The sequence below is a fragment of the Aeromonas sp. 601027 genome (assembly GCF_049174455.1).
Lineage (GTDB): Bacteria > Pseudomonadota > Gammaproteobacteria > Enterobacterales > Aeromonadaceae > Aeromonas > Aeromonas veronii_A.
Map to the genome: position 1 here is coordinate 38787 of NZ_JAAKTN010000002.1, position 19000 is coordinate 57786.

Annotated in this window: 20 protein-coding genes and 2 tRNA genes; 9 read left to right on the top strand and 13 right to left on the bottom strand. The window is 56.1% G+C overall.

The window, feature by feature from the left end; translation table 11 throughout:
• Nucleotides 1–9 precede the first annotated feature (9 nt).
• Nucleotides 10–1158 carry a tyrosine-type recombinase/integrase gene (locus G5193_RS03960; RefSeq protein ID WP_421205026.1) on the bottom strand — a complete coding sequence of 383 codons (1149 nt, stop codon included), beginning with the start codon at nt 1156–1158 and terminating at the stop codon, nt 10–12.
• Between the two features lie 734 nt (nt 1159–1892).
• Here G5193_RS03960 and G5193_RS03965 point away from each other — a divergent pair.
• The 4 genes from G5193_RS03965 to G5193_RS03980 all read left to right on the top strand — a co-directional run bounded on the left by G5193_RS03965 (nt 1893) and on the right by G5193_RS03980 (nt 4825).
• Nucleotides 1893–1968 (top strand) — tRNA-Phe (locus G5193_RS03965).
• Nucleotides 1969–1972: 4 nt separating this feature from the next.
• Nucleotides 1973–2048, top strand: a tRNA-Asn gene (locus tag G5193_RS03970).
• Nucleotides 2049–2474: 426 nt separating this feature from the next.
• Entirely contained in the window at nt 2475–3749 is a 1275-nt protein-coding gene (locus tag G5193_RS03975) for an alpha/beta fold hydrolase (protein ID WP_421205028.1), read from the top strand.
• A gap of 350 nt (nt 3750–4099) precedes the next feature.
• Nucleotides 4100–4825 (top strand): carbonic anhydrase, encoded by a 726-nt coding sequence (locus G5193_RS03980; RefSeq protein WP_216954309.1) that lies wholly within the window; start codon nt 4100–4102, stop codon nt 4823–4825.
• Nucleotides 4826–4912: 87 nt separating this feature from the next.
• Here the strand turns inward: G5193_RS03980 and G5193_RS03985 are convergent, their stop codons facing one another.
• Nucleotides 4913–5821, bottom strand: a complete 909-nt coding sequence (locus tag G5193_RS03985) for a pseudouridine-5'-phosphate glycosidase (protein WP_216952970.1) — start codon at nt 5819–5821, stop codon at nt 4913–4915.
• Complete coding sequence (locus tag G5193_RS03990) at nt 5815–6906, bottom strand: PfkB family carbohydrate kinase (protein ID WP_216961106.1); 1092 nt, start codon at nt 6904–6906, stop codon at nt 5815–5817. The genes G5193_RS03985 and G5193_RS03990 overlap by 7 nt, the downstream gene beginning before the upstream one ends.
• 204 nt (nt 6907–7110) lie before the next feature.
• On the opposite strand from G5193_RS03990, the gene G5193_RS03995 reads away from it, so the two are divergent.
• Entirely contained in the window at nt 7111–7563 is a 453-nt protein-coding gene (locus tag G5193_RS03995) for an RNA methyltransferase (protein WP_216954310.1), read from the top strand.
• A gap of 18 nt (nt 7564–7581) precedes the next feature.
• Here G5193_RS03995 and G5193_RS04000 read toward each other — a convergent pair whose 3' ends face one another.
• The gene (locus tag G5193_RS04000; RefSeq protein WP_216961110.1) at nt 7582–8331 is read right to left on the bottom strand and encodes a substrate-binding periplasmic protein; all 750 of its coding nucleotides are present in this window, start codon (nt 8329–8331) and stop codon (nt 7582–7584) included.
• Nucleotides 8332–8524: 193 nt separating this feature from the next.
• On the opposite strand from G5193_RS04000, the gene G5193_RS04005 reads away from it, so the two are divergent.
• Entirely contained in the window at nt 8525–8956 is a 432-nt protein-coding gene (locus G5193_RS04005; protein ID WP_216952973.1) for a universal stress protein, read from the top strand.
• A 76-nt stretch (nt 8957–9032) separates the two neighbouring features.
• Here the strand turns inward: G5193_RS04005 and G5193_RS04010 are convergent, their stop codons facing one another.
• From G5193_RS04010 to crp, 4 genes are all read right to left on the bottom strand, one after another.
• Nucleotides 9033–9662: a murein L,D-transpeptidase catalytic domain family protein gene (locus G5193_RS04010; RefSeq protein WP_216952974.1), complete on the bottom strand. Its 630-nt coding sequence runs from the start codon at nt 9660–9662 to the stop codon at nt 9033–9035.
• Nucleotides 9663–9838: 176 nt separating this feature from the next.
• The gene (locus G5193_RS04015; protein ID WP_216952975.1) at nt 9839–10945 is read right to left on the bottom strand and encodes a porin; all 1107 of its coding nucleotides are present in this window, start codon (nt 10943–10945) and stop codon (nt 9839–9841) included.
• Nucleotides 10946–11288: 343 nt separating this feature from the next.
• A complete protein-coding gene (locus G5193_RS04020) occupies nt 11289–12089 on the bottom strand; it encodes a putative RNA methyltransferase (protein ID WP_216952976.1) in 801 nt (266 codons plus the stop codon).
• Nucleotides 12090–12214: 125 nt separating this feature from the next.
• The gene (gene crp, locus G5193_RS04025; protein WP_005335304.1) at nt 12215–12853 is read right to left on the bottom strand and encodes a cAMP-activated global transcriptional regulator CRP; all 639 of its coding nucleotides are present in this window, start codon (nt 12851–12853) and stop codon (nt 12215–12217) included.
• Between the two features lie 300 nt (nt 12854–13153).
• Between crp and G5193_RS04030 the strand changes: the two genes are divergently transcribed.
• Together G5193_RS04030 and G5193_RS04035 are read left to right on the top strand one after the other, a co-directional pair.
• The gene (locus G5193_RS04030) at nt 13154–13558 is read left to right on the top strand and encodes an OsmC family protein (protein WP_216952977.1); all 405 of its coding nucleotides are present in this window, start codon (nt 13154–13156) and stop codon (nt 13556–13558) included.
• A 97-nt stretch (nt 13559–13655) separates the two neighbouring features.
• Nucleotides 13656–13952 (top strand): MliC family protein, encoded by a 297-nt coding sequence (locus tag G5193_RS04035; RefSeq protein WP_216952978.1) that lies wholly within the window; start codon nt 13656–13658, stop codon nt 13950–13952.
• A gap of 148 nt (nt 13953–14100) precedes the next feature.
• Here G5193_RS04035 and G5193_RS04040 read toward each other — a convergent pair whose 3' ends face one another.
• From G5193_RS04040 to G5193_RS04050, 3 genes are read right to left on the bottom strand one after another with little or no spacing between them, the layout of a single operon-like run.
• The gene (locus tag G5193_RS04040; protein ID WP_216952979.1) at nt 14101–14634 is read right to left on the bottom strand and encodes a DUF4136 domain-containing protein; all 534 of its coding nucleotides are present in this window, start codon (nt 14632–14634) and stop codon (nt 14101–14103) included.
• Nucleotides 14635–14649: 15 nt separating this feature from the next.
• Complete coding sequence (locus G5193_RS04045) at nt 14650–15519, bottom strand: phosphoribulokinase (protein WP_157162054.1); 870 nt, start codon at nt 15517–15519, stop codon at nt 14650–14652.
• Between the two features lie 52 nt (nt 15520–15571).
• The gene (locus G5193_RS04050; protein WP_216952980.1) at nt 15572–15796 is read right to left on the bottom strand and encodes a YheU family protein; all 225 of its coding nucleotides are present in this window, start codon (nt 15794–15796) and stop codon (nt 15572–15574) included.
• Between the two features lie 145 nt (nt 15797–15941).
• Here G5193_RS04050 and G5193_RS04055 point away from each other — a divergent pair, with 145 nt between their 5' ends.
• Nucleotides 15942–17045 carry a GGDEF domain-containing protein gene (locus G5193_RS04055; protein WP_227342034.1) on the top strand — a complete coding sequence of 368 codons (1104 nt, stop codon included), beginning with the start codon at nt 15942–15944 and terminating at the stop codon, nt 17043–17045.
• Here G5193_RS04055 and G5193_RS04060 read toward each other — a convergent pair.
• On the bottom strand, nt 17024–18010 hold the full coding sequence (locus G5193_RS04060) for a hydrolase (protein WP_227342035.1): 987 nt from the start codon (nt 18008–18010) through the stop codon (nt 17024–17026). The two genes, G5193_RS04055 and G5193_RS04060, sit on opposite strands and share 22 nt — an antisense overlap.
• 64 nt (nt 18011–18074) lie before the next feature.
• Entirely contained in the window at nt 18075–18974 is a 900-nt protein-coding gene (locus tag G5193_RS04065; RefSeq protein WP_227342036.1) for a chemotaxis protein, read from the bottom strand.
• Nucleotides 18975–19000: the final 26 nt, after the last annotated feature.

Below are 19000 nucleotides of genomic sequence, written 5' to 3' on the forward strand. Positions count from 1 at the left end.
ATTGGGTTATCAAGAAATACGTGGGAGATCCCACTGGGTGGATAATTTGTTTACGGCATTGACCAAAGTGGTATCGTGGAAACGGGCATATCGCTCAGTCATTTTTGGCGAGCTATGGCCCAGCACTTTTTGAAGTACATCCAGCGAGCAACCTTGGTTTAACAGCGAGGTAGCGACGGTATGACGGGCATCATGGATGCGTACTCCTGAGAGTCCGCAATCATTACAAACCCGGTACCAATACCGACGTGGCTCGGAAATCTGAGAAACACCATCCAGGCCTCTAAAGAGCAGACCGGTCGTGCCATGGCGCTGGAATTGGAGTCGAATCAACTCCAGCGCGAAATGATTAAGTGGTATGAGCCTTTCTCGACCAGACTTACTGGTGGGCAAATACGCAATCTGTCGATTGATATTACAATCTTGAAGTTGTAGCGCTCGGGCCTCACCCAGCCTGCCCCCTGTTGCAAACAGGAACAGCAGAAGCCTAGCTTTTTCATCGTCGATGTCTTTCATCAAACGATGGACTACCTTATTCACCACCTCATCAGGCAACCCCTTGGGTGGCAAAACAGCTTCATGCTTTGCCGGGATACCTGCTGCTGGCGATGATTTGATAATGCCGCGCTCAACTGCAAAGGACATTATTGCCTTGATCTGAGCGAGGTAACGATTCACCGTTGCAACGGATTTCGTTTTATTTTTTTCTGCAAGAAAACTTTCGATATCATAACGGGTAATTCTATTTACTGGCTTTTCACCTAAAGCAGCCAAAATAGGCTTAACCCGGTATTCGATAGTCTTATATGAACGCCGCGTAACTCGCATTGCGGATAGAAAATTTCCATTCACTAAACACGCTAGAGACAAGCTGTCAAAGTAGGTCTGCATAAATCCTTCCGGATCATTGATGCACTCCGCCTTCATTTTCCGTGCTTGGTCACGGATCTCTCGAACGCTAGCTTCATTTGTGCTCGCAATTGACTTCCGATAGCGCCTTTTCTTTCGAGTGAAATTAAGATAGCCTACCTTGAGTCCAGATGGATAAATGAGCCACGTCAGTGATGGTTCGTATCTATCTCTGCATTCACGCTGCTTTGAACTGCACACCTCCAACTTAGTACCATCGTCAGTTGGAGCTACAGTCTCTTTGGACATCGCAACTCCTCTTATCTAGAACCCCCACCTTGGCGGTTCATTGAGAAGCATGTTGAACCAAGAAAAACTGAAATGGAAGACCCGCTCCAGAGCGTAACCATCTGATAATGCCTTATAAAAACAGACTTCCCTGCACATGGTATGTTTTGTGCTTTACAAATTTTTTCCATAGCAGTTGAGTCGAAATCAGTTTTTGTCCCCCTCTAAAGAATCAGAAAAAAGAAACTCAATAGAGTCCGATTTTGTGGCAGAAAAATATTTTTATTTTTTTTGTTCCCCCCGCCGTGCTGTACGATTTTTGATCTAAAACACTGCATTGAACACAAGTATTTACTTCCCCTACAGCTCTTGCTGTAGGGGTTATCACTCTTCTTCAAAAGCAGATACAAAAGTTGAGCGACCGGAGGTCCTTCTGTATCGACGCACCAATCCCTGTCTGGTCAATTTCTGGTAACTTTTCAGCGCACAAAAAACATGCAGGTTGGTTCATCCGTTCTTTGACAAAAAATGGGCTCACTTGTTGGAAGCTCGGGATGGGTGAGAGAGCGAAAAAGCCAATTCCATCCAGGGAAAAAACCTCGATAGGAGAACCTACCGACAACCGGATCCCGGTGTGGAGTCAGGGGATCCTTGCACACTATCTCGCCACTTAGTTCACCCTATGCAAAAACATGCCAGAAACTGGGCCAACAAGGTTGACACCCCCGTCCAGAAAGGGTTTAATGCGCGCCGTTGCCCAGATAGCTCAGTCGGTAGAGCAGGGGATTGAAAATCCCCGTGTCGGCGGTTCGATTCCGTCTCTGGGCACCACAATTCCTCCTTAGTTCAGTCGGTAGAACGGCGGACTGTTAATCCGTATGTCACTGGTTCAAGTCCAGTAGGAGGAGCCAAATTCGAAAAGCCCGCTCAATCGAGCGGGCTTTTTCATTTCTAGTTGCTGTTGCATGCTGCCAAAAAGAGCGTTGCGCCACAGGTGGCACTGAACAGCAGCATTCCGGTCTGCAGCATGCTGCCAGGGCATGGCTTCTTCTCTCTTTTTCTGGCCCTGATCCACTTCGGTTTCATCACATTCCCTTATCTATTTTGTCGGCCTGAATGGCTGCACTCCTGTGCAGGCGAACCATCTTTGTTGAATGGCGCCATGGCGTCAATCTCCCTCGCAAAACAATCAATTCAGCACCGTTGAAGAGCGGCTTGTCGGGTGATGTTTCGACCTTTAAGCCATTGTTAACATTTTGGAAAACCTGAGTGACCCCAAGGCAGGGCGGGGATATGATGGGATCAATGATGTTCCCATCCTGACGGAGAGATCCCAGATGAGCAGCCCCTTGAGCTATGTACTGGACGGCATTCATTGCGAGCCGCACTTTTTTACCGTTCCCCTCGATCATGATGAGCCGGATGGTGACAGCATTACCCTGTTTGCCCGTACCCTCTGCCGTAAAGACAAGCTCGATGAGAAGTTGCCCTGGCTGCTGTTTTTGCAAGGGGGGCCGGGATTCGGGGCGCCGCGCCCGACGGCTAACAGTGGTTGGCTCAAGCGGGCGTTGCAGGAGTTCAGAGTGCTGCTGCTGGATCAGCGTGGCACCGGGATGTCGAGCCCCATCCATGGGCATATTCTGGCCAAAATGACACCGACCGAGCAGGCGGAGTATCTCAGCCATTTTCGCGCCGACAGCATAGTGCAAGATGCCGAGTTCATCCGGCAGGAGCTCAGCCCCAAGCATCGCTGGAGCCTGCTGGGGCAAAGCTTTGGCGGCTTTTGCTGCCTGACCTATCTCTCGTTTTTCCCTGACAGTCTGCGGGAGGTCTATATCACCGGCGGTATCGCGCCGATCGGCCGCAGTGCCGAGGAGGTTTACCGCGCCACCTACCAGCGGGTGGCCGACAAGAACCGCGCCTTCTTCGCCCGCTTCCCCCACGCTCAGGGGATTGCCAACCGGCTGGCCAACCATCTGCACCAGCACGATGTGCGACTGCCCAACGGCCAGCGCCTGACGGTGGAGCAGTTCCAGCAGCAAGGGCTGGATCTCGGCGCTACGGGTGCCTTTGAGGAGCTTTATTACCTGCTGGAGGAGGCCTTTATCGGTGACAAGCTGAGCCCGGCCTTTCTCTATCAGGTGCAGAGCATGCAGCCATTCAATACCAACCCGCTGTTTGCCATCTTGCACGAAGCTATCTATGCCGAAGGGGAGGCGACTCGCTGGGCCGCCGCCCGGGTCAGGGGGGAATTCCCGGCGGTGAACTGGGCACCCGGCAAGGATTTCGCCTTCACCGGCGAGATGGTTTACCCCTGGATGTTCGAGCAGTTCCGCGAGTTGCTGCCCCTGAAAGAGGCTGCCCATAAGTTGGCCAACAAGGCTGACTGGGGGGCGCTCTATGACTCGGCACAGCTTGCCCGCAACAAGGTGCCGGTAGCCTGCGCCGTCTATCCCGAGGATATGTATGTGGAGTTTGACTACAGTCGCGAAACTCTGCGTGGCCTTGGCAACAGTCGTGCCTGGATCACCAATGAATATGAGCACAACGGTTTGCGCGCCGATGGTGAAGAGATTCTTGATCGTCTGATCGCGTTGAATCGCGACCGTTAATTGTCGTTATCGGCAATCATCGCGGGAGTCCGGACTCCCGCGATGATTGTTATGGATGGTTGTTATGAAAGCGTGACGCCCTGAACCTTGCCCCGCGCCTGCCAGACGATGAGTGGATAGCCGGCTGATTAATTTCCCCCTCTTTCACTGTTTCTGCCGATCCCTCACCATATACTTGCCAAACGACTCTGTATTGAGCCGCGGTCAAACCGATTGACCAACTCGTGCTCGTTACCATTAGAAAGTCGCTCTACCGCTCTGTATCCCGCGTATCAGATATGCCATCTCTGCATGCCCCGCAATCCGGGGTAGGGGATGGTCGTGCTTTTCAATCAAGATAAGGATGTATGATGAGAAAGTCTCTGTTGGCCTGCTCCCTGTTGCTGTGCCCTGTCGTGTTTGCTGCCACCCCCCATTGGGAATATAGCGGTGAGGCGGGGCCTACCCACTGGGCCAAGCTGACCCCTGAGTTTGGCCAGTGTGCGGGTAGCAATCAGTCGCCGGTTGACCTGAACGGATTGGTCGAGGCCAAACTGGCCCCGCTGGTACTCCACTATCAGGCGGGTGGCAACACAGTGGTCAACAATGGTCATACCGTGCAGGTCGGTTATGCCCCGGGCAGCATTTTGCAACTCGATGGCACCAGGTTTGAGCTCAAGCAGTTCCACTTCCACGCCCCGAGTGAAAACCTCATCGAGGGCAAATCCTATCCGCTGGAAGGGCATCTGGTGCACGTCAGTGACAAGGAAGAGATCGCCGTGGTGGCGGTGATGTTCGAGGCTGGCAAGGCCAATCCTGCGCTGGCGGCAGCTTGGAGTGCATTACCTGCCAAGGTGGGGGAGATCCAGGCCCTCAAGGCGCCGCTCTCTGCTGAGCAACTGCTGCCGGAAAGCCATGACTACTATCGCTTCAGCGGTTCCCTTACAACGCCTCCCTGCTCGGAAGGGGTGCGCTGGCTGGTGATGAAGCAGCCGGTTGAGGTCAGTCAGGCCCAGATCGACGCCTTCAAGGCGGTGATGCACCACCCCAACAACCGACCGGTGCAGCCCCTCAATGGGCGCGTGGTACTGCAATAACACAGCGTTGCAATAGCGCTGCAGATAGCAAAAACAACAAAGAGGGCCGCGAGGCCCTCTTTTACATGGCGAGGTATCGGTGTGCAATTAAAGCGCGGCGGCGATGCGGGCGCCAAGCGCCGCGTTGTTCAGTACCAGTTGAATGTTGGCCGCCAGTGAGTTGCCGCCGGTCAGCTCGCAGACGCGGGCCAGCAGGAAGGGGGTTGACGCCTTGCCCTTGATCCCCTGCTCATCCGCTTCACGCAGCGCTTGGGCAATGGCTGCGTCGATATCAGCTTTCGGCATGGCGTGTGCGGTCGGGATGGGGTTGGCCACCACGGCGCCGCCCGCCAGTCCCAGCTCCCACTTGAGGCGCAGCGCCTCGGCGATGGCCGCCGGGGTATCGAGGCGATAATCGACCTTGAAGCCGCTCTCGCGGGTGTAGAAGGCTGGCAGCTCCTCGGTTTGATAGCCGATCACCGGTACGCCCTGGGTCTCCAGATACTCCAGGGTCAGCCCGATATCGAGTATCGACTTGGCTCCGGCGCAGACTACGGCCACCGGCGTTTGTGCCAGCTCCTGCAGGTCGGCTGAGATATCGAAGGTCTCCTGCGCACCGCGATGTACCCCGCCGATCCCGCCGGTGGCAAAGACCCGGATCCCCGCCATGGCGGCGATGATCATGGTGGAGGCGACCGTGGTGGCCCCCATCCCCTTGCGTGCCAGCACGAACGGAATGTCGCGGCGGCTGCACTTGGTAACCGCATGGCCAGCCCGACCGAGGGCCTCCAGCGCACCGGCATCCAGTCCCACCTTGAGGCGGCCATCGAGGATGGCGATGGTGGCTGGAATGGATCCGTTATCGCGCACCACCTGCTCCACCTGACGGGCCGTCTCCACGTTCTGCGGATAGGGCATGCCGTGGGAGATGATGGTGGATTCGAGGGCAACCACCGGTTTGCCAGCAGCTAGCGCGGCAGCCACTTCCGGTTGGATATCGAGGTAAGCGTTCAGCATGAGTACTCCTCCAGTATGCGGTCAACGGCGGTCTTGCTCAGACCGGAAAAAACGGTATCGGAACAATTGACGGTGAGGGCGGCGCAGCCCAAGGCAAAGCGGGTGGTTTGGGCAATGTCGAGCTCTTGCAGCCAGGCGTGGGCGAGGCCAGCCATAAAGGCATCCCCGCCGCCGGTGACGTTGAGCACCGGACTACCCAGCACAGGCAGGTGGCCCTGTTGCTCGCCATCGCTGTAAAAGATCCCCTGTTCACCCAGACTGAGGAACAGTCGCTTGACCCCGGCGCGGTGGAACCAGGCGGCCACCATGGGCCAGGTTTCGGGCCCGGCGATGGTCATGCCGCACAACTGCTCGGCTTCACTGCGATTGGGTTTGAGGGTGTGGATCTTGCCGAGCCAGGGGCGGATCTTCTCCACCTTGGCCACCGAAACGGTATCGACAAAGATGGCGTGCTCTCCCTGCCGCTCGAACAGCCAGTCGAGGGTGTGGATGGCCAGATTGGTGTCGAGCACCCAAAGCCGGGCACCGCCGAGAAAGCCACCGAGCGGGGTCAGGCGGGCAGGGGTGAGCTGCTCTATGATGGCCATGTCGTTGATGGCGCAGCTCATTTCGCCGCTGCCATCATGCAGGCTGAGGTAGCAAGAGGTAGTGTGGCCATCGAGCACCAGGGTCTGGCGCACATCGACGCCGGCCCGCTGGCTTACCTCCAGCAGATGATGACCATACTGGTCGTTGCCGACCGCTGTAAGCAGCCGGGTGTCGCTGCCGAGCCGCGCCAGATTCTCGGCGATATTGCGGCCAACACCACCTGCCGAGGTGCGCACCTTGCCCGGGTTGGAGTCGCCGAGCAGCAGGTTGTCATGGCTGGTGCCACAAATATCCATATTGGCACCGCCGATCACCACTACGTAGGGGCCTTCTCGCAGTACATAACCTCTGCCTTGCACATATCCCTGCCGGATCAGGCTGGAGATGTGGCTGGCCAGCGCGGAGCGGCTGATGCCGAGGCGATCGGCCAGATCCTGCTGGGCAATCATGGGATCCTGACGCAGCAGGGCTAGGATCTCTTGTTCACGCTCAGTCATAGACAAACATCCATTTACAAACGTTTGTCCATTATTGCTGGGAAACGTTTGCTGGCTATCGGCTTGTACAAAATTTGTCGGCTTGCGCACAAAAAATCGACATTCAAAGCTGGGTTGGCAAGCGGTTTAGCCGGGGAGGGGACTTTTAACGGGTCGGTGGCCCTGCAACGGCTTATAATGGCCGTCGCAAGATGAGGAGAGATGATGGAAAAGAGTGCATTCTGCTGCGTGGGGTTGGTCAATCCCAAGTCCCCGGAAAATGTCGGTTCCGTGATGCGGGCTGCGGGTTGTTACGGGGTGGACGAGGTCTACTACACCGGCAACCGCTTCGAGCTGGCGCGCCGCTTTGCCACTGATACCAAGCAGATGGTGGAGAAGATCCCGCTGCTCGGGGTGGATGATCTGATGGCGTTTATCCCGCAGGGATGCGTGCCCGTGGTGGTCGATCTGATCGACGGCGCTACACCGCTCCCCGACTATGTCCATCCGGAACGCGCTTTTTATATCTTCGGGCCGGAGGATGGTACGCTCGATCCTGCCCTCTATGGCGCGGTGAAAGATGTGGTTTATGTGCCGACCAGTGGCTGTATGAATCTGGCGGCCTCGGTCAATGTGATCCTCTACGACCGCTTGGCCAAGGGAATGAGGGGAGAGTAATTAGCGCAACGTTATCATTCAGTCTGCAGGACTGGCAGCCACTTTCTGTTCCAGTTCTTCGATAAAACCCTGATAGTAGTCATAGAGCTGATAGTGCTTATAGATCTCTGCCAGACCCCCGCTGCGGATCAACTCAACCATTCCCTTATCCCAGAGCTGTAACATCCGGTTGCCTTGCTGGGTATCGGCAAAAATGGGATAGGTCGGGATCCAGCGCAGGAAGACGCGATGCAGCTCGGGAGGGATAGCCTCATCCACATAGAGCACGCCGGCAGTGAGGTAAAAGCGATATCGCTCTTTACCAAGCAGTTGCAGGGCCAGCTCATCGCTGTCAATTTCATGCCACTGCATGGTGACCGCAATGTACTTGTCGAATGCCCAGCCCCGCCGCCATATCACGGTTTGCCCTTCCAGACTTTTCTCCCCTTGCCACTGGGGTTGCCATTTCTTGAGCATGAACACGGTCAGGTCATCCGCTGATGCCGGATAGCGAGATTGCTGGACGCCGGATACTTCATCGCGATATACCCCCATGGCGATATCTCCCCCTTTTTTTGCAATGACAGCGAGAGCGCGCTTATAGGGCACAATATGGGGGGTTACCTGATAGCCGTGAGGCTGGTAGATGGCTCGCACCAGATCCAGATAGAGGCCTTTGCCATCCTTTTGACAAAAACCGGGCCAATCATCGCAATAAACGTCAATAGACTCTGCCCGGCAATTCGCCGCAGTGAACAGACAACAGAGCAACAGACAGATGCGTAGCATGGTCAGAGCTGGCCTCGCTGGGGCAGAGGAAAAAACACTGATACCCTACTTTATACCATGGCATTGATGGCGACGGCGTACAGAAAAAATCCCTGATGTTCATTTTGCGACAGGGTCGAGAGTTATTTTCAATCTGATGGTTATGATGAACTCAAGATTCAATAGTACCCCAATCAGTAGAGGAGACTGCATTATGCCATCGATCAAAACTCTGCTTTGTCCTGTCGATTTTTCCCAAATGTCCCGGGCGGTACTCGACTATGCCGTATTCATGGCGCAGAGCCATGAGGCCCAGCTCAAGCTGATCCATGTCGTAGACCAACTGCACGGCTTTGACAGTTACAAAATTCTTCATATGACAGCCGTTGAGATCACTCACGAAATGGAGCGTCAGGCCAGAGCCCAACTCAAAGAGCTGATTGCCACCCTGCCTATTCCGGCAACGTTTGATATTCGCTTTGGTAGGGCAGCGGATGAAATCATTATCCAGGCCAAGGAAGACGAGGTTGAACTGATCGTTATGGGGAGTCACGGCCGCTCCGGCATCAGCCATCTGCTGGTAGGCAGCGTTGCCGAATCCGTGGTGCGTCATGCTCCGTGCCCGGTCCTGGTGGTGCGCCAATAACTCGTCCCGTTTAGTGTGAGAGCGTGACAAACAAGGCCAGCGATTGCTGGCCTTGTGTTTTATGGTGTTGTGCCAGCTAGCCGTGGGCGTAGATGACACTGCCCCCTTTTATGGTATCTATGATGGCCCTGGCTTGTTCCTTTGGCAGGGCGGGACAGCCCCAGCTGCGGCCCAGTTTGTCATATTTGCGCAGATGGTTTGGGCTGGCATAGGCGGCGCCATGCACCACGATGGCACGTTTGCGGGCATTGCAGTTTTTGCCGGGGCTGAGCCCATCCAGCCGCAGGGAGTAGCCATGCTTGCCCAAGTAGGTTTCTGCGGTACGATAGACGCCGAGGGAGCTTTGTCGGGAGTTGAGCTGGTTGGAAAAGCGCTCTGCGGCTAGTTCACCTGAGTTGCGGCCATGGCTTACCCAGGTGTGATAAAGCAGTTTGTGACGTTTCATGTCGATGACGAACAGCCTGCGCTGAGTCGAAGGCTTGCTGTAATCAATGATGGTCAGGATGGATTTTTGCTTGCTGCGTACGCTTTGATAGCTGACAAGGGCTTTTTGAAAGGTTTGTCTGTCGAGTTTGCCGGCCAGCCCAAGCTGCTGATAGAGGTTGCGCTCACTACTGGCGGCGCTATTCCCGCTCCAGCCGATGCTCACCAGCAACAGTAACACTGGCCACAGTGGCCCCCACCGTTTTCCGAGTAACTCTGTCATCCCTGCTCCCCTCTTTGCGCATCCTTGCTTGTCCAACGGGCTGAAATTACAGCTATCCGCTCGATAGTTATATGCAAGGTGCTGAAAACGCGCAATAAAAAACCGGCCGCAGAGCGGCCGGAAGAAATTCAAACAGTAGACATTGGTTTCACAGGGTATAACCGACAGTCAACCTTTTAGAAGTTGTACTGCAGGGCGACAGCAACAACGTCGTCGGTGTTCTTGCCCAGAGAGTTGGTGGACTTGCCATCAACAGAGTCAAGCAGGTTCAGCTTGTAGTCAACGTAGGCGTTGAAGTTCTCGGTAAAGTTGTACCAGGCACCGATGGATACGTACTCGGTGTAGGTGTCGTCAATGCCGTGGGCAGTATCTTTGACGTCAGTGCGCAGGTAAGCCAGAGAAGGCTTGAACTTGCCGATGGTGTACTGGGCAACGGCTTCGTAACCATCCATCTTCTCGGCGTAGCCGTTGTTGACGAACAGGTGGTTCTCACCGTGGGAATAGGTTGCCGCCAGATAGAGGTCGCCTGCAGCATATTTGGCACCGAAGCCCATCAGCTTGGCATCTTTCTCGCCGCCAAAGGCTGCGTAGCGGGCCTGTTCGGCAGTTTTGCCAGCCTGGTTGTATGCAGCGCCCAGGCTCAGACCCATATCGAAGTCATAGTTGGCAGAGAAGGCAAAGCCCTCTTTGGAACCAGTGCTGTTCCAGCTCTCACCGTTGTAGAGGTTACCGTTGAAGGACTCGGCAATGGCGCTGCGGCCAGCATTTTGCGGGTTATTGTTACCAGTGAACTGGGCACCCAGAGTCAGACCTTCGTAGTTGAAGATGTACTGAGCCAGACCGTTGGTACGGCCGGTACCGAATACTTCGGTATCTTTGCCCAGGCCATCACCACCCCATTCGGGCAGTACGTCGGTATAGTTGTTTACGGCCTTGGTGAACAGACCATCCTGACGGCCATAACTGAAGGCACCGAAGCGATCGTGCTGGATGCCGGCATAGGCGTAACGCAGTTCATCGTTGTCAGAACCGGAGGTCGGCAGGTTGTATTCGGCAAAGCCGAATGCCTTCATCTCGGGAGCGATCTTGGTCTCGCCAGCAACGTGCAGACGGAAGTAGCTCTGATCTCCTTCGGCGCTGTTGTTGTCAGTGCCGTAGTAGGCACCCTGGGCACGGCCACCGATATCCAGCTTGGTGTCGTTCTGGTTGTAAACGGTAGCAGCGTGGGCGCCACTGGCCAGCAGCAAGCTGGAGATGGCCATAGTCAGTGCAGACTTTTTCATATCCTTATTTCCTCTGATGTAAACACTTCCGAACCTGTGGTCGGTTCTATGGAAATCGGAAAGGGTCCGATAGCCACACGGTAGGCGCTTGAACCTTGACTGGGCCTGAATCTGTCGTCGTTTAATTTGGTGCTGAAGGGCGCTGTTGATACTGGATATGACGTTTTTTGACAGGTTAAAAAGAGATTAAATTCAATGAATTATTCTCTATTGGCTGTTTTGACATTAAAGCTGGCCTGACCAATAAGGTCGATGACTCAAGTTGTGAGGCGAATCACGAAGGGGGAGAAGAGTGGCGGGAGGAAAATGGGACAGGAGCACTTGCCGTGCTCCTGTCAGGCGGTCAGCTTGCTTTTTGCCACAGTGTCATCAGCAAATCCTGTTCCAGCTGTGCCGGACCTTGCTGGATAAAGGCATGGCGCTGTTCGCCGTTGGCGCGCCAGCCGAGACGGCTTGTCTCCAGAATAAAGGCGCGCATGGTCTGATCCATAGAGATAGGGAACTGGCAGCGCTCCTGGCTTACCAGCCGGAGACCGGCAAGCGAGGGCCAGCTTAAAGGGTGTTCCATACTCACCGGATTGAGGCTGACCCGCAGTTGCCACTGATGACGCGGGCCCGGCTGCAGATAGAGCAGATAGCCACCGGGGGCCAGCCAGCTGACCAGCTGTTCCGTCTTGACCTTGAGATCGTTGACCAGCAGCACCTGAGCAGAGCCCGGTTGCAACGGCGCGCGAGCGGGATCGGCAATGACAAACTGGCCGTCCGGCTGCGCTTTTTTGGCGGCAAAGATGGTGTTCTTGGCGATATCAACCCCAGCAAACTGCCAGCCGGGCAGGCGCTCTGCCAGCGCGCGGCAGTAGTAGCCTTCACCACATCCCAGATGAACCAGCTCTTGTGGGGCAAGGGGAGCGAGCAGGGAGGCCATGGCCTCGACCAGCGGCAGTTGGTGGCCGGCTTCCAGGAAATGGTGCTTGGCGCGCATCAGGGCACGGCTGTCGCTGTCTTTGGGGTTTTTCTTGCCGGGGATGAGATCCAGATAACCTTCCGGTGCCGGATCGAAGTGATGCTTGTTGTCGCAATAGCGCCCCTGGGAGGCTTCATGAAGATGGAGCGGACTGCGGCAACGGGGACATTGAAGGTGCATAGTAACTCTCTGGGCGAATGCCGGAACAGTGAAGGGCGTTCGGGATTATAGGGGAGAGGATCAAAAAAGGCTGCCGTAGCAGCCTTTTTTATCCCAAGGCCTCAGTCAGCCCTGCGGACGGGTCATCAGCGAGTGCCAAATACCACAATGGTCTTGCCGTGAGCAGAGATGAGCTCCTGCTCTTCCAGCATCTTGAGGATGCGGCCCACGGTTTCACGGGAGCAGCCGACGATCTGGCCGATCTCCTGACGGGTTATCTTGATCTGCATCCCATCCGGGTGGGTCATGGCATCTGGCTGCTTGGCCAGGTTGAGCAGAGTCTGGGCGATCCGGCCGGTCACATCCAGGAAGGCGAGGTTACCCACTTTCTGGCTGGTGTGCTGCAGGCGCTTGGCCATCTGGCCAGAGAGACGCATCAGAATGTCCGGGTTGACCTGGATCAGCTGGCGGAACTTCTTGTAAGAGATCTCGGCCACTTCGCAAGAGCCTTTGGCGCGAACCCAGGCGGAACGCTCGGGATTCTCGTTCTCCTCGAACATCCCCATCTCGCCCAGGAAGTCACCCTGGTTCAGATAGGAGAGGATCATCTCTTTGCCCTCATCGTCCTTGATCAAGACGGCCACAGTGCCCTTGACGATGTAGTAGAGGGTCTCCGCTTTTTCACCCGCATGGATCAGGGTGCTCTTCGCGGGATACTTATGAATGTGGCAGTGCGACAAGAACCATTCCAGGGTGGGATCGCTTTGCGGTTTGCCAATAACCATGAGAATTCCTCTGTAGTGTCTTTTTATGGACTTGTGCGTCCGGGCAAGCTGCCAATCTTGCCATTCCTTGTATTAGTCGCAGTAGGATAAGAGCCTTTGTCTGTGCTGACAAGGCTTTGCGCCCTTTTGCAAGAGCCCTTTGGGTAATGCCTGCTGCGCTGCTTCGGCCATTCTAGGGAAGATAGAGGTCGGAGATGTTGATTTTGATCTATTTCCATCCCAACTCCCCCTGTTCGGCAGAGATAAGCGACTGGGTTATGCTAGGGATCCATCATCACGATTAACAGGAGAGAGTGCGAGATGAAAGCCAAGGTCAGCTGGGTGGAAGGGATGAAGTTTGTGGGTGAGAGTGAATCCGGTCACAAGGTGATCCTGGATGGAGCCAACCCCGGTGAGGGGGCCAGCCCGATGGAGATGATCCTGCTGGCGGTCGGTGGCTGCAGCTCTATTGATGTGGTCTCCATCCTAGAAAAAGCGCGCCAGTCGGTGACCGCTTGTCATGTCGAGGTCAGTGGCGAACGGGTTGATAGCGTGCCCCGGGTTTTCGAGAAGATTAATCTGCACTTCGTGGTGACAGGCAAGGGATTGGCAGAGAAACAGGTGGCCAGAGCGGTCGATCTGTCGATGGAAAAATACTGTTCTGTTTCCCTGATGTTGGAAAAAGCGGTACAAATTACCCATAGTTATCAAATTGTTGAAGCTTGATAACTGACGATTGTTTCGTTGGTACCCTGGCATAAGGCCGTCACATGAGGCCTCTGCACAAGGCCATTACATAAGGCCATCACATAAGGAAAGTGCAATGAAAAAATTGATCGCTCTGCTTCCCCTGTTGGGTCTGGCGGCGTGCAGCAGCCCGCAACCTACCCAGTATCAATACAGCCAATACCAGTGTGGCGAAGAGATGCTGGCCATTACCTATGATGCCCAGGCTGACATGGTGCAGTTCCCCTATGCCGGGGTTTACCACAAACTGGCGCGTGTGGAGTCAGAGTCTGGCGCCAAATATTCTGACGGCCTGACCACCTTCTGGAATCAGGAGAAACAGGCGCTCCTCACCCAGAAAGGGGTTACGCTGCTGACCTGTACGCTCAAATAAGTGTCCACAGATATCTGAAGGCGTGCAGCTTCGTGTCCCAGTCTGGCCAAGACCAGACTGGGACAAAACTGTGAGACCACAAAAAACGGCTTGCCGGGAGGCAAGCCGTTTTTCTATCCATCCCTTTTCAATAAGCCAGCATTAACTGTTAATTGGTCGGGACGCTATGAAGCAGTTCGGCAGCGAGCTGCTGGCTGAGCGCCTGACGTTGGCTATCAGCAATGCTTACATCGCTGGTCAGCTGGATGATGCTGCTCCAGACTGCTTTCTGGGTTTTGCGATCGAGCAGCACTATGGCCAGCGAGCCTTTGCGCTGGTTGGCCGAGGCATAGACCCCGGGCGTCATGCCGAGGCGGGCGAAAATCTCGCCATCGCTCATATCCTTGCCGCCCGCGACGCCTATGGCGACCCACAGATCCGCCTCGTCGAGCGGCGCACTCTGCCACCCCTTGCCATTGAGCTCCCGGCTCACCGCCTGCTGCATCGGCTCCAGCCACCCTTCCGCCAGCTCACCGGCGAATTGATACTGCTCGGCCAGGGCGTAGCGCGGGGTTGCGCCATAGGTCCAGTTGCCAATCGGACGAACCAGCATGGTGCCGGACTCCAGCGTGGGGGCCGTCGGCCCGCTGCTGCAGCCGCCAAGCAGGGCGGCCAATACCACAGAGATAAACGCTAACCGCATTGTGAACTCCTTGGCTTAAGTGATCTTGCCGGTTTCAAGTAGTTGCTGGATGAGTGGCTTAAGGATCAACTCCATGGCAAACCCCATCTTGCCACCCGGCACGACGATGGTATTCATTCGTGACATGAATGAGCCGTCGATCATCGACAACAGATAGGGAAAATCGACCTGTTTTATGCCGCGAAACCGGATCACCAGCATACTCTCGTCCAGACTCGGGATCACCTTGGCACTGAAGGGATTGGAGGTGTCCACTGTCGGCACCCGTTGGAAGTTGATATGGGTGCGCGAGAACTGCGGGGTGATGAAGTTGATGTAATCATCCATGGAGCGGACTATGGAGTCGGTTACGGCCTCACGGGAGTGGCCGCGCTCCGAGGTATCGCGGATCAGCTTCTGGATCCACTCCAGGTTGACGATGGGCACCACGCCGATGAGAAAGTCCACGTGGCGGGCTACGTTGTGATCCTCAGTGACCACACCACCGTGCAGCCCTTCATAAAACAGCAGGTCAGTGTCGCTCGGCAGATGCTGCCAGGGGGTGAAGGTGCCGGGCATCTGGTTGAAGGGGACCGCCTCGTCAAAGCTGTGCAGATAGCGGCGATACTGGCCGGTGCCATCCTGGCCATAGCCCTGAAAAAAGCTCTCCAGCAAGCCGAAGTCATTGGCCTCGGGGCCAAAATAGCTGATGTGGCGTCCTTGTTCACGCGCCTTGCGGATTGCCACATCCATCTCGGGGCGGGTGTAGCGGTGAAAACTGTCACCTTCCACCACGGCTGCCTGATAACCCAATTGGTGGAACATGGATCGAAAGGCGATGGTGGAGGTAGAGGTACCGGCACCGGACGACCCGGTGACGGCGATAATGGGATGCTTGGCCGACATAGAATGCTCTCTTCCTTGGGAGTTTCGTTATACGGGCGTGAACCCGAGATGGTCAAGACGGCTCGTTGAAACGATCGCGTGGCACAATATTGACCGATTCATGCAACTCGCTATAGACGATCACGGCGATGCCTTGCTGTAATTGAGTCCTTACCATAGCGACTTTGGCTTCAAGCGAAACATCATGTTCGCCATATTCGGTGCCTTCTTGCAGCACAAACTGTTCGATCAGGTTGGTCAGGGTATCGGCATCCAACGCTTGCCAGGGGATTATCATGAAGGGATCTCGATGCAAAAGGGTATAACCGTCAGCTATTGTTGTGCGCAATAAAATGAGTGCAACCTCTTTTTACGCGTTTCGTGGAGTGTGAGACATGTTGTCTGAAGAGCAACGCCGGGCCCCCTCAACGATATCGGCTCACATGGATCTTGCTCGTCGCCAGGCCATCAGTCGCGGCATGGTCTGGTTCTGGTTGCTGAACTGGCTGGTTGTGCTGTTTCTGGCGATACGCTACCAGGTCTACAGCCAGGCAGGCCTGGCCAGTGACGGTACTCTGCCATGGCGCTTTCAGAGTGAGCTGGGCTTTGTCATGGTCGTGCTGCTGCTGCTGCCGGTTGCAGCCCTGCTCTGCAATCATCTGCAGGATCGAGTCTGGCTATGGTGCGCATTGGTCGTAATGCTGGTCTGGGGGGGCGTCTGGACGCTGCATATCTTCACCATTGGTGAAGTTGAGCTGCGAGGAGGGGCAAGTTATGCCAACGGGATCATGCGCCTCAATTTACTGGCTGCGCTGATCGCGTTTTATCCCGACCGACGCGTGTTGTATGCCTATCTCAGTGTACCGTTGCTATTTGGCGTTGCGCGTTTGTGGTGGCTGGAGGTGGATTTTCCGCAGCTTTATCTGCTTGAGGTGGTATGTACCATAATGGCGCTGGAGGTTGGTCGCCGGATGCTGCATCGCTGGTTTGAATTGGCCGTGATGCGTGAGCATGACAATCTGGCCCTGTTGCGGCGCCTCGATGCACTGGCCAAGCAGGATCCACTGACTGGTCTTGCCAATCGGCGCCACTTCAGTCAGGAGCTCGAACGCTGCAAAGCCCATAGTCAGTCGAGCGGCGCCCCGCTTGCCCTTATCCTCATCGATGTGGACTACTTCAAACGCTTTAACGATCACTATGGCCATCAGGCGGGGGATGTCTGCCTGCGGGAGGTGGCGCAGTTGATGATGCGTTCGGTGCGCAGTGAGGCGGATCTGGCCGCCCGTTATGGCGGCGAGGAGTTTGTGTTGCTACTGCCCGATGCCGACAGGCAGAGCGCCGCTGCGGTAGCGCGGCGGCTGCAGGATGGGCTGGCCGAATTGCAGCTTGAGCATCTGGCATCCGATGTTGCCAGTCGGGTGACCATCAGTCAGGGGATCGCGACACTGGAAGGCGGGGAGAGTGGTGAGCAGCTACTGGCGCGGGCCGACCAGGCCCTCTACATGGCCAAGGCTGGGGGTCGCAATCAGTTCTGCACCGCACCCTGAGTCTGTTCGGCAATCCAGTGACTGATCCGCTCATCCAACCAGAACTTTGGCCGCCAGGGGGTGCCGTGCAGAAAACCGACATGGCCGCCGCGCTGGCTCAGCTCATAGCGCACCGTGGGCGAGAGTTGATCCGGCCGGGGAATGACCGCGTGTGACATAAAGGGATCGTCGGCGGCGTGCAGGATAAGGGTCGGGATGGGGATTTGAGCCAGTAGCGGTAGTCCCGAGCAGCTCTGGTAGTAGTGGCTGGCACTGTGAAAGCCGTGCAGCGGAGCGGTGACCAGTTCGTCAAAATCGCGCAGGGTGGCAATCTGCTCCACTTGCCGGGGCTGCCAGCGTTCACTCGCTTTCTGCTGTTGGCTGATCTTGCTGAGCAAATTGCGGCGCATGGTACGCAGCAGATAGTTCTGATAGACCTTTGAGAAACCCTGATTGACCCGTTCGGCACAGCTGGCCAGTTGCAGCGGGGCTGAGACTACCACTGCCGCTTTCAATGCCGCAGGACAGGCCCGTGCCAGCAAGTTGACCAGCATATTGCCACCCAGTGAAAAGCCGATGGCGATCAGCGGTTTGCCCGGGAAGCGTTGGCTCAGCTCGGCAATCAGCTCCTGCGCATCACCGATGGCGCCGGAGTGATAGGCATGCAGGTGGCGATTGGGCTCGCCGCTGCAGCCACGAAAGTGCATCAGCACGGCCTCTCTGCCCTCTTGCTGCAGATGGGTGAATAATCCCTTGGCATAGTGGGAGTGAATGCTCCCCTCCAGCCCGTGAAAGACCACCACCAGTGGTCGCGAATCTGTCGTGATCTCGCCGCTCCAGGCGAGATCGACAAAATCCCCGTCAGTCAGTTCGAAGCGCTCGGCCACAAATCGGGCCGGAGTCCGGCGCAGCCATTTGGGCAATATGGTCTGCAGATGAGGATTGCGGGCCCACCAGGGGGCGTGGAAGTGGCTTTCGGTCAGCATGGCGTCGTCGGTCTGGGTCGAAGATAGAGGGGCGAGAGGTGTTCAGCTCCCGCCAGTCATTGGCTTATTTCAGCAGGCGATCGTGATGTTCGGCACCGCGCAACATGGCCTGGATCAGCTCGTTGGCCTCGAACTTGGTCAGCGCCTCATGGGCGCCCACCTGATGGGCCCGCTCCACACTGATCTCGCTGGAGAGGGAGGTGTGCAGGATGATGTAGGCCCCCGCCAGTTTGCTGTCGCTCTGTACCTCGAAGGCCAGCTCGTAGCCATCGAGCCCAGGCATCTCGATATCGCTCACCAGAATATCGATGGGGGTCTGCTGGCTGGCACGTTGTTGCATCAGGGTCAGTGCGTCCTTGCCATTGGTACAGACCTCATAAGGGATATTGATGTAATCGAGGGCTGCCATCAGCTGGCGACGGGCGACCGAGGAGTCATCAACCAGCAGGATCCGCATCGGCTTGATCCGCTCCCGCTGCACATCGGTCAGCACCGGATAGAGGTGGCTCGGATCGTCCGGATAGACCCGGGAGAGGATCAGCTCCACATCCAGCAGCTGGATCAGCTGGTCATTGACCCGGGTGACACCAGTCACAAACACATTGTGGCCGAGGGCGGCGGGAGGTGACTCGATATCGCGCCAGTTGCACTCGGTGATCTTGTCGATGCCTCGCACCAGAAAGCCCACCAGGGTGCGGCGGCAATCGGTGATGATGATAAAGCAGTGGGGCATCTCCTCCTTGCTGATGGGGCGATAACCCACCGCCATCGCCATGTCGATCACCGGAATGGTGGCGCCGCGCATATTGGCGGCCCCCAGCACGGTCGGATGCGAGTGCGGCATGGCGGTCAGCTGGGTGTAAGGGACTATCTCCTTTACCTTGAGGGTGCCTATGGCAAAGGATTGCTGGGCTGAAAGGTGAAACAGCAACATGCCCTGGGATTGATTGGCTTTGCTCGTCATGGCAGATGTCCTGTTGGTCGAAAGGT

What these genes read in the sequence shown, in the direction of transcription:
- G5193_RS04065 (WP_227342036.1), bottom strand. Translation starts at nt 18,974, where the DNA reads ATGACGAGCAAAGCCAATCAATCCCAGGGCATGTTGCTGTTTCACCTT.
- G5193_RS04020 (WP_216952976.1), bottom strand. Translation starts at nt 12,089, where the DNA reads ATGCACCTTCAATGTCCCCGTTGCCGCAGTCCGCTCCATCTTCATGAA.
- G5193_RS04005 (WP_216952973.1), top strand. Translation starts at nt 8,525, where the DNA reads ATGCCATCGATCAAAACTCTGCTTTGTCCTGTCGATTTTTCCCAAATG.
- G5193_RS04000 (WP_216961110.1), bottom strand. Translation starts at nt 8,331, where the DNA reads ATGCTACGCATCTGTCTGTTGCTCTGTTGTCTGTTCACTGCGGCGAAT.
- crp (WP_005335304.1), bottom strand. Translation starts at nt 12,853, where the DNA reads ATGGTTATTGGCAAACCGCAAAGCGATCCCACCCTGGAATGGTTCTTG.
- G5193_RS03960 (WP_421205026.1), bottom strand. Translation starts at nt 1,158, where the DNA reads ATGTCCAAAGAGACTGTAGCTCCAACTGACGATGGTACTAAGTTGGAG.
- G5193_RS04060 (WP_227342035.1), bottom strand. Translation starts at nt 18,010, where the DNA reads ATGCTGACCGAAAGCCACTTCCACGCCCCCTGGTGGGCCCGCAATCCT.
- G5193_RS04045 (WP_157162054.1), bottom strand. Translation starts at nt 15,519, where the DNA reads ATGTCGGCCAAGCATCCCATTATCGCCGTCACCGGGTCGTCCGGTGCC.
- G5193_RS03980 (WP_216954309.1), top strand. Translation starts at nt 4,100, where the DNA reads ATGAGAAAGTCTCTGTTGGCCTGCTCCCTGTTGCTGTGCCCTGTCGTG.
- G5193_RS04050 (WP_216952980.1), bottom strand. Translation starts at nt 15,796, where the DNA reads ATGATAATCCCCTGGCAAGCGTTGGATGCCGATACCCTGACCAACCTG.
- G5193_RS04015 (WP_216952975.1), bottom strand. Translation starts at nt 10,945, where the DNA reads ATGAAAAAGTCTGCACTGACTATGGCCATCTCCAGCTTGCTGCTGGCC.
- G5193_RS04055 (WP_227342034.1), top strand. Translation starts at nt 15,942, where the DNA reads ATGGATCTTGCTCGTCGCCAGGCCATCAGTCGCGGCATGGTCTGGTTC.
- G5193_RS03990 (WP_216961106.1), bottom strand. Translation starts at nt 6,906, where the DNA reads ATGACTGAGCGTGAACAAGAGATCCTAGCCCTGCTGCGTCAGGATCCC.
- G5193_RS04010 (WP_216952974.1), bottom strand. Translation starts at nt 9,662, where the DNA reads ATGACAGAGTTACTCGGAAAACGGTGGGGGCCACTGTGGCCAGTGTTA.
- G5193_RS03975 (WP_421205028.1), top strand. Translation starts at nt 2,475, where the DNA reads ATGAGCAGCCCCTTGAGCTATGTACTGGACGGCATTCATTGCGAGCCG.
- G5193_RS03995 (WP_216954310.1), top strand. Translation starts at nt 7,111, where the DNA reads ATGGAAAAGAGTGCATTCTGCTGCGTGGGGTTGGTCAATCCCAAGTCC.
- G5193_RS04035 (WP_216952978.1), top strand. Translation starts at nt 13,656, where the DNA reads ATGAAAAAATTGATCGCTCTGCTTCCCCTGTTGGGTCTGGCGGCGTGC.
- G5193_RS04030 (WP_216952977.1), top strand. Translation starts at nt 13,154, where the DNA reads ATGAAAGCCAAGGTCAGCTGGGTGGAAGGGATGAAGTTTGTGGGTGAG.
- G5193_RS03985 (WP_216952970.1), bottom strand. Translation starts at nt 5,821, where the DNA reads ATGCTGAACGCTTACCTCGATATCCAACCGGAAGTGGCTGCCGCGCTA.
- G5193_RS04040 (WP_216952979.1), bottom strand. Translation starts at nt 14,634, where the DNA reads ATGCGGTTAGCGTTTATCTCTGTGGTATTGGCCGCCCTGCTTGGCGGC.